The sequence below is a fragment of the Bordetella ansorpii genome (genome assembly GCF_900078315.1).
Lineage (GTDB): Bacteria > Pseudomonadota > Gammaproteobacteria > Burkholderiales > Burkholderiaceae_B > Bordetella > Bordetella ansorpii.
Genome location: NZ_FKBS01000017.1, coordinates 463,895 through 480,341, shown reverse-complemented (window position 1 = coordinate 480,341; position 16,447 = coordinate 463,895). Strand labels below are relative to the sequence as shown.

Below are 16,447 nucleotides of genomic sequence, written 5' to 3'. Positions count from 1 at the left end.
GTGTCCAGACGTCGTCCCACCCGAAAGCCCCGCTCGCGCAAGGCAGGCTCCGCCGCAAGGTTCCTGCGCGCCTTGGTCGCCTCCGCGACCGTCTCCTTCAGCGCGGCAACGTACTACCTGAATTCAGGGTTTCCGGATTGGTTTCCCGTCCCGGGATCGTCCTTCCCCGATGCACCGGTCAGTGCGCAGGCGCAGACCCGTTTTGCGTCTTGCCGCCAGTTCTTCCCCGCCGAAACGCCGCCCATCGTGCCCGAAGCGGGCGGGCGGCGGGAGTTGTGCTTCTCCGGCTTCGCCGTGCTCTACGACGGCGGCCGCAAGACGCCCGTGTTCGTGGCCGAGCGCCTGAACCGCAAGTCATTGGCAAGGGGCCAGGACCTGGAGCGCACCGACCGCTTCTACGCCGAAGCGCGCCTGCCGGCATGGGAGCGCGCGCAGCTCGACGACTACCGCGGGTCGGGCTATGCGCGCGGGCACATGGCGCCGGCGGCAGACATGGCCACGGAAGAGGCCATGGCGCAGAGCTTCTCGCTGGCCAACATCGTGCCGCAGAACCCCACGCAGAACTCCGGGCCGTGGAACCACATCGAGCAGGACACGCGCAAGTACGTGATGCGCGCGGCGGGCGATGTGTACGTGATCACCGGGCCGGTGTATGAGGGCAGGCCGAAGACCATCGGCGCGGGCGTGGCGGTGCCGAGCTACGTCTACAAGGTGGTGTACGACGCCACGACGCGCAAGGCATGGGTGCATTGGCAGGAGAACCAGGCGGATGCGCGGGCGGGGGCGCCGATCAGTTATGGCGAGTTCGTGCGCAGGACGGGATTGAAGGTGCTGCCTGGCGTGCCGCCTCGCTGATGGACCAGAATTTCAGCTTTGAGGCCTGATGCCTCGGCCCGGCGTCATGCCTGCGGTTCGTCCGCGTCGTCCCAGTAAGAGACGACGGCTTGGGGCTTCACCTTGGTGCGGTGTCGGCCCGTCGTCGAGCATCGCCGGGGCCAGCCGGTAGCGGCGGCGGTCCGGGCAGGGGGGCCTGGGAGTTCGAGTGGGAACGGGGAATCGGGCGATAAGCCGGCGCCGGCGGCTGTCTGTATTTCAGTCTGTCACGCCTTGGTAACTTTCATGTCACGTCACGCCGTCATCATGCATCCCTCCCCACTTGGTGCCTGTTTAGTGCCGCGTCCCGCCGTCCTAATCTGCCGATCAATCGCCTGGCGCGAGATACTGGCTCGCGGCGGACGGCGCGCGCCCTGCGATACCCGGCGGTCTGGCAAAGGACGCGATTCGTGGCGTCCCGGCTGAACGATGGCCGCCAGGCCGGCGGCTTGGCGTGGTGGACGTTGGCACTGGTTTTCTGGGCCAGCGCCGCGGCCTGCGCGCAGACACCCGTTGGCCAATTGATCGACTTCGACATCCCGGCGCAGCCGCTGGACCAGGCCCTCAACCGCTACGGGGAAACCGCCGGACTCTCTGCCCTGTATCCGAGCGACCTGCCCCTGGGCCTGCGCTCCTCGCCTGTGCATGGACGCTATGCCCCGGAAGAAGCGCTGCGGCGCCTGCTGCGCGGCACGGGGCTGGTGCTGGCCAAGGCGGCCACCCCGCACGGGGAGGTATTCCGCCTGACCCGTCCGGTCGCCGCCCAGAAGACGGGCAATCGCGCGGCGGCTGGCGCAAACGGCGCAGCCGGCTACCTGCCCCGGCTGCAGGCTGCGGTGATGCAGGTTCTTTGCGGCGATGGGCGGACCGCGCCCGGCAGCTATGGATCGATGTTCGAGGTAGCCGTCGATGAAACGGGCGGCGCTGCCGCCGTGGCGGTGATCAGTTCCTCGGGCGATGCGCGCCGTGACGCGGCATTGCTGGCGGGGCTGCGCCAGGTGCGGACCGGCCCGCCGCCGCCGGCCTCGGCGCATGTGCCGTACCTGTTCACGCTGCGGCCGGCGCCCGCCGGCGCCCCATCGCCCTGTCTGTCTGCTGCGGGCGGCGCGCCATGACCTTCCCGCGGCCCACCGTGCTGGATTACCTGACCCAACGCTACGCCAGCCTGAAAACCCTGCTGACCCGCCGGCTGGGCAACCCGGACCTGGCCAGCGACGCGCTGCATGACACCTATATCCGCCTGCAGGGTATGGACGCGCTGCCCGAGCGGGAGCAGCCAGGGGCGTACCTGGTCAGAGTGGCCACCAATATCGCGCGGGACATGCAGCGCAAGGATAGTCACACCGTCTCCGGTGAAGAGGTCGAGGCCGCGCTGCAGCGCCTGGCCGACTCCGGCCCGGACCCGGCCCAGGCCGCGCAGGCACGCATCGACCTGGACATCCTGACGCGACTGGTCGAACGGATGCCCGAGCGGCGGCGTGTCATCATGATCATGGTCCATTGGGAAGGCATCGCGCGCAACGAAGTCGCCCAGCGCCTGGGCATCTCGCGGCGTACGCTGGAGACAGAATTGCAGCGCGCCCACGAGCGCCTAGCCGAGTTTTTCCGTGAACCCTGAAAATAACCTGCATAGCCGCCGCCCGTCATACGTGTATATGGACAAGGTTCTTGAACGCGCCGTCTGCCGCGCATGCCCCTGACGATGGCTTCCTATTCCGACCACGAGGACGCGGTTTCGGCCGAGGCGCTGGAGCGCCAGGCCCTGGCGTGGCTGCGCCGGCTGACCTCGAACGAGGCGACGGCGGCCGAACTGCGCGAGTTCGAGCAGTGGGTGGCCGCAAGCCCGGCGCACCGCGCGGCCTACCGCAGGGCCAAGGCCGTCTGGGACGCGTTCAAGCCCTCTGCCGGCAGAGTGGCGCGCGCCCATCCGGGTATCGTCGCCAACTATGAAGGCGCCCAGCGCAGCCGCCGGCGCACGCGCCGCGCCGTGCTGGGCCTGGGCGCGGCTGCCGCGGCCAGCGCTGGCGTCGCCGTTCTGCATCCGCCCCTGGGGCTCTGGCCTTCGCTTGCCGAATGGGGCGCCGACTATCGAACCGACGCAGGCGAGCAGCGCACCCTGGCCCTGGCCGAGGGTGTGGATGTGACGCTCAATACCCGCACCAGTGTGCGCCGGCAGACCGCAGGCGGACAGCTTGTAGGGCTGAATCTGCTTTCGGGCGAGACCGCCATTGACCTGGCCGGCGGCCACCGCTTCACGGTACGCGCCGGCGCCGGGAGCAGCGTGGCCGAGGCCAGCCGGCTTGAAGTGCGGTACCTGTACGACAAGGTCTGCGTCACCTGCCTGGAAGGCGCCGTCGCCGTCGAGCACTCCGCCGCCACCCGGCAACTGGCCGCGGGCGAGCAGACCGTCTACGACGACCAGGCCATCGGCGGTGTCGCCCGGATCGATCCCAAGGTGGTATCGGCCTGGCGCCGCGGCTTGCTGATCTTCGACCAGACCCGGCTGGACGAGGCCATTGCCGAGATAAACCGCTACCGGCCCGGCCGCGTGGTCCTCGCCAACGACGCGCTGCGAAGCCAACGGGTCAGCGGCAACTTCCAGATCAGCGCACCTGACCAGGCGATCGCTCAGTTGCAATACATGTTTCATCTACGCGCCCGATCCCTGGGCGGCGTGCTGATCCTGAGCTAGACGGGCCGCGTACCCCCGCCGGCTCGGGCTCTGCTCATCGCCCTGCACGCAGGCCCAACGGGCCGTTGCCATCCCGGCAGTGCGCTATCCGCCTTGGGGGCCGGCGGTAAAAAAAAGCTGCATAGCTTGGCCTGCTCATACGTGTATCTATATCAGAGGGATCCTGGCGGGGTGGCCGACCGCTTCCGCCAGCAAGCCTTCTGCATGGATCATGGATGCGGTCGTCCGTAGGCGGCCCGGGACACGCGCGATGAAGGAAAAGATAGCGATGAGCACGCAGGGGCAGGGATACCAAGCAAAGCGTAGGAACAAACCGGGGCGTTTTGCGCTGGCGCCCGTGGCGCTGGCGCTGGCCGCCACCGGCATGATCGGGACCGTCCATGCTCAACAAGCATTCGGTGGCGCCTGGTTCGCCGCCAAGGGCGCACAGCAGGCCGTCCGCCAGAACGGCCCGTCGCCGGGGGCTGCAGCCCTGGCGAATCGCAACAGCCCGGCAAGCCAGTCGGCTGCGGCCCGGCAGAAACTCCAGACCTCGATCGGCAACCTGAACCGCGCGGCCCAGGCCATCGCCGCGCAGCAGGCAATCCAGCGCGAGGCACGGCAATCGGCGCTGGCGGGCGGCGCTTCGGTGCCCGATGGCCTGGCCGAAGGCGGCCTGAAGGTCGATACGAACTCCCTGACCGCCGGCTGGCTCAACGCCAGGTCGCCTGTGCAAAGCACGTCTGGCGGCCGCACCCACGTCAACATCGAACAGACCGCCGGCCGCGCCATCCTGAACTGGGAAACCTTCAACGTGGGCAAGAACACCACGGTGAATTTCCAGCAGAACCGGGACTGGGCGGTGCTCAACCGCGTCAACGATCCGCAGGCGCGCCCCAGCCAGATCCAGGGCCAGATCAAGGCCGACGGCACGGTGATGATCGCCAACCGCAACGGCGTGATATTTACCGGCAGCAGCCAGGCCAATGTGCGCAACCTGGTGGTGGCCGCGGCCACGATCACGGATGACCAGTTCACCAACCGCGGCCTGTACGTGGACAGCAACGGCACGCAGCCGACCTTCACCGGGGCGCTGGGCAAGGTCGAGGTGCAGGCAGGCGCGCAGATCGCCACCGCCGCACCGGCGTCGTCCACCGTCCGCGGCGGCTACGTGCTGCTGCTCGGCGGCGAGGTGCATAACGCGGGCGAGATCGCCACGCCCAAGGGCCAGACGGCATTGGCCGCCGGCGACAGCTTCTATATCCGCAGGGGCGCAGGCACGAACGGCAACGCTACCTCCACGACGGCCGGCAGCGAAATCTCCACCGCCCGCGCCGCAGACAGCGCTGCCGGCACGGTCCTCAATACCGGCCTGATTACCGCCGCCACGGGCGACATCACGATGACGGGCCACGACGTGACTCAGGCCGGCGTGGCCGTGGTGACGACTTCGATCGGCCAGCGCGGCACCCTTCATCTGTCCACGCGCGCCAGCGACGCCACGGGCACCGTGACGCTGGCCGAGGGCAGCACCACCGCCGCGCTGCTGGACCTGTCGGACACCACCGCGCTCGACAGCCAGCGCGATGCCGCCCTGGAGAAGCTGGGTACGACGATGACCAACAACGTCACCGGCGTCTATGACAACCTGAGCACGATCACGGACCGTACCGACCTCTCGCGCATCGAGATCGTCAGCGGCAACACCGTGGCTTTCCAGGGCGATTCCACGACACTGGCCACCGGCGGCGAAATCGCTGTGCACGCCCGGCAACGCACGCTGGTCGATGCGGGCGCAACGCTGGACGTGTCCGGCGCCGTGGGCGTGCAGGTGGCGATGGAGGCGAACAACCTCAAGATCAATGTCCAGGGCAACGAGCAACGAGATGCGCCGGTCAATCGCGAGAGCGGGAACCTGAACAACCTGGATATCTGGGTTGATCGCCGCGGCCTGGTCCTGGTACCGGCTGGCACCAACGGGTACGAGGCAGACCGTTGGTACACCGCTGGCGGCCTGCTGGAAGTCAGCGGCTACCTGGCGACCGATGGCCGCGGCGTAGGCGAATGGATGGCCCAGGGCGGCACGGTCACCGTCACGGGCAACGATCTGGTCACGCGCGCGGGATCGAACATCAACCTGTCCGGCGGCACACTGGACGTGGCGACCGGCTACATCAACCAGAGTTGGCTGAGGGGCGCGGACGGGCGTTTGTACGAAGTGTCCCGCGCGCCGGGGGACTTGCTGTACACCGGTGTTTATCGTGGCTACGAACTGACCAGCCAGCGCTGGGGCGCGACCCAATACTTCCACAGCCCGCTGATCGGGCCGGCTCGGCGAAGGGAAGGCGGCTACACGGTGGGCCGCGATGCCGGCAAGCTGGTGGCCGCCACCCGCAACGCCGTACTCGAAGGCAACATCGCCAGCGACGTATACCAAGGCCCGCGCCAAGCGCAGGCCGTGCAGGTGGGCCTGGACGGGTACTACCAGTCGCAGTGGGCGGTCGCGCGGGCGGGGCAGTTGATCGTGGGGCAATACGACCCGATCTACGACGCAGATGCCAGGCTATTGCAATTTGGACTGACGCCCATGCTCGACAGTGTAAAGCTGGCGGAAGTGGACGAACGCATCGCGGATGGCTTGCAGTTGAACGATGCGGTGACGCAGGACCGCCAGGGAAAGCTGGTGCTGGATGCCCGCATGCTGAACGACAGAGGGCTGGGCGCGGTGCGCATCGCCGCCAAGGAAAGCGTTTCCGTCGAGAGTGCATTGACGGTGGCGCCAGGCGGCGAGATCTTGCTGTACGCGCCGAAGGTGGAAGTGACAGCGGACCTCACGGCGCGCAGCGGCACGATCCGATTGGGAAATGTATTGGCACAACCGTACGCGACGGTGTCGGCAGACGGCGTGACGTATGGGCTCAGGGATGTGAGCGTGTCCGTGCCCCCTGGCGCCCGGGGCGGCGTGCTGGTGCGGGAAGGTGCCGTACTGGACGCTAAGGGCCTGATGACGGATCTGCGCGGCGGTGCCGGCAGCAACGGCGATTCAGCCCATGTCGATGGCGGCACGGTAGCCATTCGTTCAAGCGAGGGAGCGGTACTCGCAACGGGATCGCTGATCGATGTTTCATCGGGCGTGACCCTGCAGGCCGACGGCAGCATAGCCGCAGGAACGGGGGGGGATTTGATGCTGGCAGTCGAGACCGCGTCGGCGACTGCGGACGCCCGGTTGCAACTGGAGGGAGCATTGGCCGGATACGGCGTCATTGACGCTGGTACTCTGACCATCCAGGCACCACGCGTGAGCATCGGCTCGCAGTCACGGGACAATGCGCTGGTGTTGTCAGCGGATTTCTTCGACACGGGTTTCGCCAGCTACCGGGTGATCGGGGAACAGGGGCTGGAAGTGGCTGAAGGTACCGAGGTGAAGGTACGACGCCCGCTGTACCGTTTCCATGAAGACGTCCTCCGTACGGCCAGCGGAATTCGCCGGCAGCTCGCGCTGGAGCCCTGGCTGGCGCCGTTGTACGAGGAACGGCCGGTCAGCGGCGAATTGGCGAAGCGTCCTGGTGCGAGCCTGTTTCTGCAGGCCGGCACACGTCAGACCGGCGCCGGGCAAGAAACCGGCATCGTGCTCGACATCGCCCGCGGGAGCCTGCTGGAAGTCGATCCCGGGCAGCGCATCGAGTTGCGCAGCGTCGGCCAGTTGAACGTGGACGGACGGTTGAATGCCTGGGGCGGATCGATCGAACTGGGCAGCGTGGCGTTACCCGATCCGGTGCGCGATCAGACTGAAAGCGTGGGGCACCAGCGCGCCATCCGCGTTGGCGAGCGGGGCGTACTCGATGTCGCGGCGCGCGCCGAGACCGCGCTGGACTTCCGGGGACGACGCTACGGTCTGGTGGCCGATGGCGGCAGCATTGTCATCGGGGGCTCGGTCGAGCATGCCATCGGCAAGGCCGATGCCGCCGAACTGTTCATCGACCTGCGGCCGGGAAGCCTCTTGGATGCTTCCGGCGCCCAGGCGCAATTGGATGTGCCTGGCTTGGGGCGAACCCTGGTCAATAGCGCCGGCGGCAGTATTTCCCTCGCGTCGGCCAACGGACTCTACCTGGACGGCGACCTGCGCGCCTTCGCAGGAGGTGACGGTGCAGCGGCCGGCAGCCTGACCGTGGCGCTGGCCACGCCCAACTATCTGGCCAACTTGGCGACCAATAAGGTGCTGCGGCCACGCGAACTGATCGTGGGCCAGCAGCGCGATGTCGTCGAGGGCGGCCCGGATTCTTATGTCTATGGCCATGGCCGCCTGGCGGCGAGCCAAGTGAAGGGCGGCGGCTTCGGTGACCTCACCCTTTTCAGCGACGGCCTGCTGACTTTCGCCGGCGACCTGGACTTGAGCCTTGGACAGCGTCTGCGCCTTTACAGCGGCGCATTGGGATTGAGCGAACATGCCGCTGGCAACAGCCGGGTCAGATTGTCTGCGCCTTCCTTGCTGCTGGCCGGAGCGTTCGCCTGGGACGACATTACGGAGAACAACGAAACACGGCCACTGCCAACCCGCTTGTTCCTGGTTTCCGGGCAGCCCAGCGAGGCGCTCTTCGAAGCCAGCGGGCAGGTGCTGGATATTCGCGACAGTCTGGTCTTCGGCTCGCGCGGCAGTTTCCGCGACGCCGAGGGCGGGACGCAGACGATCGACCGGCGTGGCTTCGACCGTGTCGAGCTGTCCAGCACGGGCGACATGCGCATGCTGGCGGGGAACGCGATGCCTGTCGAGCGCATCGATACCCAGGTGCTCAGCGCTGGCGATCTACTGATCCGCGTGGCGCAACTCTATCCCGGCACGGGGGCGGGCGCGCGCATCTTCGCCGGCTACGGATACCAGGCCGATGGCGCCGCGCCGGCGTTCGACCCGGCGCGCAGCCTGCGTATCGAGCGCAACGGCGCGATGACGCCGGAGCAACCCCTGGCGGTCTTCGGACGCTTGTCGCTGGGGGCGGCAAGCGTCTTTCAGGGCGGCGTCGTGCGTGCCCCATTGGGCTATCTGGAAATCGGCCAGAACAGTGGAACCACCGGCACGACCGGCAGGGTAGAGTTGTTGCCCGGCAGCCTTACCTCGGTCAGCGGCGCTGGCCTGACGCTGCCTTACGGTGGCACGGTGGATGGGCAGGCCTGGCGCTATGCCGGGAAGGACGTTGTTTTGACCGGCGTGGGCGGCAGTTCCAACGGCAGAGTGCTGGAAACCGGAGTCGATCTGGGCGGCGTATCCGTGCGGGTGGCATCCGGCGCGACGCTGGATCTTTCCGGCGGCGGCGAACTGCGCGGCGCAGGTTTTATCTCTGGTCGCGGCGGCTCCACGGACGCGCGCTACAACCCGCTGGTGCGTGTCGACAAGGACGGCCGCTTCAGCCTGCCGGGGTTGGCCGACAACCCGATCTACGCCATCGTACCCGGCGTCCAGCGCACCTCGCCGGTGGCCGCTGAAGAGGGGGCTGTCGACCCGCTGGTCGGCCAGCAGATCAGCATCGGCAGCGGCGTGCCCGGCCTGCCGGCCGGGACCTACACCTTGCTGCCGTCGACCTACGCTCTGCTGCCCGGCGCGTACCGGGTCGAACTCAACGGCGAGGCCGGGCTGGGCCGGGCGGCACCCACCCAGCTCATGCGCAGCGGCTCCTGGTCCCTGGCCGGGCAGTTGTCCCTGGCCGGCACTGGGGTGCGCGACGAGCTGTACCGTCAGGTACTGCTGACCCCGGCGGATGCGCTGCGGCGTCATTCCCAGTACAACGAGACGAGCTACAGCGACTTTGCCAGGGCCGATGCCGCCCGCCGCGGCATCCCACGGCCGATGCTGCCGGTGGATGCGCGCAGCCTGCGTCTCAAGCTGAGCGCAGGTGGCGGCGCCGATGCGCTGGCGTTCGACGGCACGGCATTGTTCCAAGCCGCCAGCGGCGGTTACGGCGGTAGCCTGGTGGTAACGGCGGATAGGCAGCGAATCGAGATTGTCGGCGCCCGCGCGCAGGCCAGCGAGGGCTTCGAGGGCGTAACGCTGCGGGCCGACGATCTCAATGCCTTCGGTGCGGCACGCATGGTGATCGGCTCGACGCCAACGGTTCTCTACGGGCAGGACGGCAACTATGTCACTTTCGACATCACCAATACCGTCCGAAGCATCGTCCTGCGCAACGGCGCCGAACTGGCCGCACCCGAGGTGTTTCTCCTGGCGAGCCGGCCGGGGGAGGAGGCGATCAGCCTTGAACAAGGCGCCGCCATCGTCACCCTGGGGAAGGGGGCCGCGGCCTACGATGCGCGGGATGGCTTCCTGTATGCGCCGGGGAGCCGTTCCATGCTCGCCTTGTCGAACGGCGTGCTGAACGTTTTGCCGCCGACAGCCGGAACGCCGGAAGAGGGTCCCGGCGACATCCTGCTTGGCGTTCCGGCTGCCGGCGCTGTCGAGGGCGAAACCCGGTTGTATTCCGAGGGGACGCTGGTCGCGGCCACCGACAAGCGCTTCGTGCTCGACAGCAGCGTGCGTTACGGCACGCGCAACCTTACCCTGGCGGCGGGCGGCTTCAATGTGGGCGATCAGGCGCTGCTGACCGACTTGGCCCAGCGCGGTGTGCTGCCGACAGGATTGGCGTTCGACCAGGGGCTGCTCGACCGCCTGCTGCAGGGCGATACCTCGGTGGGCGCTCCGGCCCTGGAAACGCTGGTGCTGAACGCCCGCGATGCGTTCAGCTTCTATGGCGACGTCAGCCTCGACTCCTACGATCCGGCGACAGGCCGTTCCCGCTTGTCGCGCCTGGTATTGGGCACGCCGGCGATCTATGGCTACGGCGATAGCGGCAGCGTTGCCTCGATCCGTACCTCCAACTTGATCTGGAACGGGGCGCAGACCCCACCTTTGGGAGTCGTCGCTGGCGGCGCAGGCACTGGTCGGGGCACGCTGGATATCCGCAGTGAACGCCTGGAGTTTGGCTACGGTCCCTTCAGCCAGCCCAGTTCCATCAACAGCTACCAGCGTCTGGTGCTGGGCTTCTCTACGGTCAACCTGGCGGCCAGCGAGCGGATCACCGCCAACCACAAGGGCAGCCTCTCGGTCTACCAAAGCAGGGGCGAGTACCAGGCCGGCAGTGGCTACGCATACAGCGGTGGCGACCTCAACCTGATCACTCCCTTGCTCACCGGCCAAGCGGGCTCGCGCAACAGCCTGGTGGCGGGCGGTGCGTTGCAGGTTCGTGCCGGGGCAGATGGCGCGGCTTCTATGCCGGTCGGACTGGCCAGTGGCGCCCTGGGGGCGGAGCTGTCTCTGGAAGGCGCCAGCCTGCTGCTGGACACCCGTGTCGGCCTGCCCAGCGGCAAGTTGAACCTGACCGCGCAGCAGGATCTGGAACTGGGTGCCGGCGCCCAGCTCGATCTGGCCGGGCGCGCGCTGCGTTTCGACGACGTGACCCGCTACAGCTGGGGCGGCGAAGTCAACCTGCTGAGCCACGGCGGCGACATCCGCCAGGCCGGCGCTTCGAGCATCGACCTGTCGGCGAGCCACAACCAGGCCGGTCGCCTGACGGCGGTCGCGCTGGACAGCGCGGCCGGCGTGGTCGACCTGCAAGGGCAGATCCTGGCGGCGAGCAGCGGCGAGTACGATGCCGGCGGGACGCTGGTGCCGTATGCCACGGGCAGCGTCGAGATCCGTGCCCAGCGGCTGGGCGAGGACGGTACGCCTGACAGCCGGTTCGCCGCTCTCAACCAGCGCCTGAATGCCGGCCAGGTGTTCGGCGCGCGCAGTTTCCAGATCAAGCAGGGCGACCTGAACATCGGCAGTGACGTCAAGGCCTCGACGATCGAGGTGTCGCTGGATGGCGGCCACCTGAGCGTGAATGGCGTCCTCGACGCCAGCGGCGAGCAGGTCGGCAGCATCCGCCTGGCCGGCAAGCAGGGCCTGCGCATCGGCAGTGAGGCGCTACTCGATGCCCATGGGCGGCGTCTGCGGGTGGACAGCTACGGCAAGATCATCGATTCCCCGAACCGCGCGCTGATCGAACTGAACGCCGGAGACGGGCTGCTCAGCCTCGGCGTCGGCGCCCGTATCGACCTGCGCCACGGCACCGAGGTGGCCGCGGGAAGCGCGCCCGGGCAGAACGACGGCGTCGCCCGCGGCACCCTCGACCTGTACGCGCCGCGTCTGGGCGGGGCGACGGCGGGCGACATCGCCATCGACGCCGGGGGGGCGCTGCAGATCCTAGGTGCCCGTGCCATCACCCTTAGCGCCGTGCAGCGCTACGACGACGCGCCGAGCGCCGCGCAGCCGGCGAGCAACGGCCGGCCGTACCAGGAGATCACCCAGGCCTACCTGGATGGCAAGCACCAGCAGAGCGAACGGTTCATGCAGGCGGCGCTAGCCAATACCGCGTTGCTCGACGGCAAGCTGGCCGGCTTGAACAATGCGACCTACGCGGAAGCTTTCCATCTGCGCCCGGGAATGGAAATCGTCAGCGCTACGGCTGATGGCGACCTGGTGGTGCAGGGCGACCTGGACCTGTCTGGCTATCGTTATGCCAGCCTCAATCCGCGGACGGCGAAAACCCCGGTGTACGGCTCCGGCGAGGCAGGTTCGCTGGCGATCCGCGCCGGCGGCGACCTGAACATCTACGGCAGCGTCACCGACGGTTTCGCCCCGCCCCCGGAAACCGACGACGACCAGGGCTGGTTGCTGCTAGCCGGCCAGGATCGCCTGGGTGGCGATCGGGTGGTGCCGAGGGCTGGCGTGCGCCTGGACGACGGCAGCTTCTTCCCGGCCGGCAAGACGCTCAACTTCGAACTGCCGATCAAGGCCATGACCCTGGCCGCCGGTACCCGGCTGCCGGTCGAGGCGGTGCTCAGCCAGCCGCTGCAACTGCCGGCGGGAACGGTGCTCGAGGGGGCGTTGCGGGATGCCGCCGGCAACCTGCTCCGGCCGGCCGGCAGCCTGCTCGGCGAGGCTCTGAGCCTGCCCGCCGGCACTCGCCTCGGCGCCGGCAGCCGTCTGCCGCTGGCGGTGCCCGTGACGGGGATGACCTGGCCGGGCGGCGTGCCGCTACCTGGCCGTGCGACGCTGGCCAACGGCGAAGCCGACGGCGTGCGCCTGGCTGGCGGGCTGGCCTTGCGCGCCGGGGCTTTCCTGCCGGCCGGCAGCGACATACGCCTGCCCGATGGTGCCGCCTCGGTGGACGTACGCCCGGCCGGCGCGGTGTCGCGCAACTGGGCCATCGCGCCGATGCTGGCGGCCGGTTCGCAGTCCTGGAACCTGCGCCTGGTGGCCGGCGCCGACCTGCAGGCGGCCGATCCGCGGCTGACCGATCCGCGCTCCAGCGGACAGATGCGCCTCGCCGATACGCACTACGGCATGCGCCGCATACCGGCAGCAGGTGGTGGGCTGGTATGGACCCAGGAAGGGGTGGATGAATGGGGCGACCCCAGCATCAAACCTGGTGACCCACTGGATCCGGAGGCTTTGGGCTACCCGACTATCTGCGATGATTTCCCAACCTGGTGTGCAGCGAGTTCGGGCGGCATGGTATGGACCCAGGAAGGGGTGGATGGGTGGGGTGACCCTGGAGACACCAGCGTCTATCCCGGAGCGCCAGTCGATCCCGAAAGTCTGGGTTGGCCAACGATGTGCGATGAAAACCCCACATGGTGTGCTGCCGCTAGCGAGGATTATGCTCTGGAGGTAGGGCCATACGATTCACGTTTCAGCGTGCTGCGCACCGGCACCGGCGATCTCGATCTGTTCGCCGCCGGCAACCTGCGCATGGATTCGCCGTTCGGGGTCTACACCGCCGGTACCGCGAGCGCGGTCGATTCCCGCTACAACCTGCCGCGTGCCAGGGACGGCGGCAGCGTCCTGCGCGATTCGGCGCTGGGCGGCTACGAGCAATGGGTGGACGGCGGCGAACAGAGCCTCTACAGCGCCTGGTACCCGACCCTGGGCGGCAACCTGACGCTGGCGGTCGGTGGCGATCTGCGTGGCGATGTGCTGGGCCGGTTGTCCGGCGCCGTACCCAACACCGGCTACGACTCGGTCGCCGCCGGCAACTGGCTCTGGCGCCAGGGCAGCGGTTCGACCGCCGGTACGGCCGACGCCACCGCCTGGTGGATCAATTTCGGTACCTATGCCCGCCAGCAAGGCAGCGATGGAGTGGCTGCCGCCACGCAGCAGGTGGGCTTCACCGGCATCGGCACTCTGGGTGGTGGAGACCTGAGCCTGAAGGTCGCGGGCGATGCGGGCGTCATCGAGGCGCGCACGTCCAGCGTTCGCAGTCAGGGGCTGGTGCTGGCGGTGGGCGGTAGCGGCCGGGTGGGCGCCGATGGCCAACTGACCCTGAGCGGCGGCGGCGACATGGACGTACGCATCGGCGGCGCGCTCAACCCGTTGACGCCCTTCGATCAGGGCAGTTCGCTGTACGGCGCGATGGTCAACCTGCGCGGCAATGCCCAGATCCGGGCGACGAGCCTGGGCGGTATCGATCTGATCTATGGCCGTCTGGATGACCTGCAGGTTCCGGGCGAACGGCGCGCCTACGATCCCTTCGTCTCGACCCTCGGCCTGGCCAACGGCGGGCCGACGCTGGTGCCGGGCGACGCCACCTTCAGCCTGAACAGCCTGAGTGACCTGGTGCTGCAGGGGGTGGTCGATCCCGGGCGGACGCCGTTGATGAACGGCACCCCCTATACCAGCGCCAGCGGTGTCGACGGGTACGGCCTGAGCGGTTTCTCGTTGTGGACCGAACGCACGGCGATCGACCTGACGTCGGCGGGAGGCAACCTGACCCCGGTTTCCCTAGGCAGGACGGAACAGGAGACCGATTCCGCGCTGGTCTATCCGGCGAAGCTGTCGGCCGTGGCGCTGACCGGCAGCCTCTATTATGGCAACGCGACACTCCGCTCAAACGCTCGCAGCGACAGAACCGCGCTGGTCTTGGCGCCGTCGAGTCAGGGCCGTCTCGACCTGCTGGCCGGCGACTCCATCTACGCCGGCGGCTACAGCATCAGCCGTTCCGGCGCCAGCACCGGCAGCCTGGCCACGCCGCTGAATCCGAGCTACCAGGGCTACACCGGGATCACGCGGCAGGTCGACAATCTGTCCAGCGACGGCAGCCGCGCCAACCAGGATCACTTCCCGTTGTTCGCTTTCGGCGCCAACAGCGTCTCTGGCGAAAGGGGCACGGCGCTGGAACCGTCGCGCTTCTATGCCCTTGCGGGCGATCTGGTCGGTGTCGACAGTGGCCGGCTGCTGCGCTACGCCGAGACGAGCGATATGCGTTTCGGCCAGTTACGTTACGAGGGCCATGGCGCGGTGCGCATGATCGCCGGCCGTGACATCGTCAGCAGTGGCACCGGGTTGGGCGTCGAGCGGCCCGTGTTTGACAGCATGGGGAGCTACGCCAGCAGCGGCAATCTGTTCGTCAATACCTCGGCTACCGACGTGTCGCTGGTGCGGGCGGGGCGCGACATCCTCTACGGCAACTTCAACGTCGCCGGGCCGGGCAGCCTGGAGATCAGCGCCGGACGCAATCTGCTGATGGACGACGAGGTGGCGGTCACCAGCCTGGGGGCGGTCGCCCCGGGCGACGCTCGCTCTGGCGCCAGCGTGGTCCTGCAGGCAGGCGCCAACCAGGCGGACATTTCCGGCTTCCTCCAGCGCTACCTGGACGCCGCCAGCCTGGCGCGGGCGGGAGCGCCCCTGGCCGAGCAGCCCGGCAAGGTAGTGCGGACCTATGAAAGCGATCTGGTCGAATGGCTGGCCGGGCGTTACGGCTTCAGCGGCGACGGCCAGCAGGCGCGGGAATTCCTCGCCGATTTGCCGGCCGAGCAGCAGCGGATCTTTGCCCGCGAGGTGTACTTCGCCGAGCTCAGGGCCGGTGGCCGCGAGTATAACGAGGCCGGTGGGTTGCGCCAGGGCAGCTACCTGCGCGGGCGCAACGCTATCGCTGCGCTGTTCCCCGAGCACGATGCCGCTGGTAATCCAATCCGTTACAGCGGTGACATCATCATGTATGGCGGCGCCGGAGTGCATACCAACTTCGGCGGTGACATCCAGTTGCTCACTCCGGGTGGCCAGCAGGTGTTCGGCATCGAAGGCGAGGCCCCGCCGTCCACGGCTGGTGTCATCACCCAGGGGCGAGGCAGCATTCAACTCTATGCAGCGGGTAGCATCCTGCTGGGCCAAAGCCGCATCATGACGACTTTCGGTGGCAACGTCTTTGCCTGGTCCGCTCAAGGCGACATCAACGCGGGCAGGGGGGCGCGGACGACGGTAATCTATACCCCACCGCGTCGCGTCTACGACGCCTGGGCCAATGTGACGATCTCACCGGACGTACCCAGCACCGGCGCGGGCATCGCCACGCTGGCGCCGATCGCCGAAGTGCCGGCTGGCGACATCGACCTGATCGCACCGCTAGGCACGATCGACGCGGGTGAAGCGGGCATCCGGTCTTCGGGCAGCGTCAACGTCGCGGCCTTGCAGGTGGTCAATGCGGCCAACATTCAGGCGCAGGGCGAGACGATTGGCGTGCCCACCATCGCGGCGGTCAATGTTTCGGCCCTGACGAGTGCCAGCGCTGCATCGTCGTCGGCGGCCACGGCGGCGCAGCAGACGATCCAGAAGCAGCGCGCGGCAGCGCGTGATGCTCTGCCGGCGATCATTACGGTACGGATCGTCGGCTTCGGCAACGAAGCCTTGCACGATGACGGCAGCTACAGGCCCGCTCCCAGTTTGCCGGGAATGCCGCAAAGCAGCCTGCCAGGCGAGTCGCCGGACGTGTTGCAGGTCGTCGGCGAACAGCGGCAAGTCTACCCGCGGCAGTCCCGGTACGTGACCGACGGCCAGCGGCGCGATTTGCAGCAAGCCCAATAGCAGTCCATTCCCGT

5 protein-coding genes are annotated in these 16,447 nt (G+C 68.1%); all 5 read left to right on the top strand.

Features of this window, described 5'->3' with window-relative positions:
- Positions 1 to 72: 72 nt before the first annotated feature.
- Positions 73 to 855 carry a DNA/RNA non-specific endonuclease gene (locus A7W11_RS17130; RefSeq protein WP_235816900.1) on the top strand — a complete coding sequence of 261 codons (783 nt, stop codon included), beginning with the start codon at positions 73 to 75 and terminating at the stop codon, positions 853 to 855.
- A 428-nt stretch (positions 856 to 1,283) separates the two neighbouring features.
- The gene (locus A7W11_RS17125; protein WP_066133534.1) at positions 1,284 to 1,988 is read left to right on the top strand and encodes a secretin and TonB N-terminal domain-containing protein; all 705 of its coding nucleotides are present in this window, start codon (positions 1,284 to 1,286) and stop codon (positions 1,986 to 1,988) included.
- A complete protein-coding gene (locus A7W11_RS17120; protein ID WP_066415680.1) occupies positions 1,985 to 2,491 on the top strand; it encodes an RNA polymerase sigma factor in 507 nt (168 codons plus the stop codon). The genes A7W11_RS17125 and A7W11_RS17120 overlap by 4 nt, the downstream gene beginning before the upstream one ends.
- 84 nt (positions 2,492 to 2,575) lie before the next feature.
- Positions 2,576 to 3,565 (top strand): FecR family protein, encoded by a 990-nt coding sequence (locus tag A7W11_RS17115; protein ID WP_066416220.1) that lies wholly within the window; start codon positions 2,576 to 2,578, stop codon positions 3,563 to 3,565.
- A gap of 250 nt (positions 3,566 to 3,815) precedes the next feature.
- Positions 3,816 to 16,433: a filamentous haemagglutinin family protein gene (locus A7W11_RS17110; protein ID WP_218188609.1), complete on the top strand. Its 12,618-nt coding sequence runs from the start codon at positions 3,816 to 3,818 to the stop codon at positions 16,431 to 16,433.
- Positions 16,434 to 16,447 lie beyond the last annotated feature (14 nt).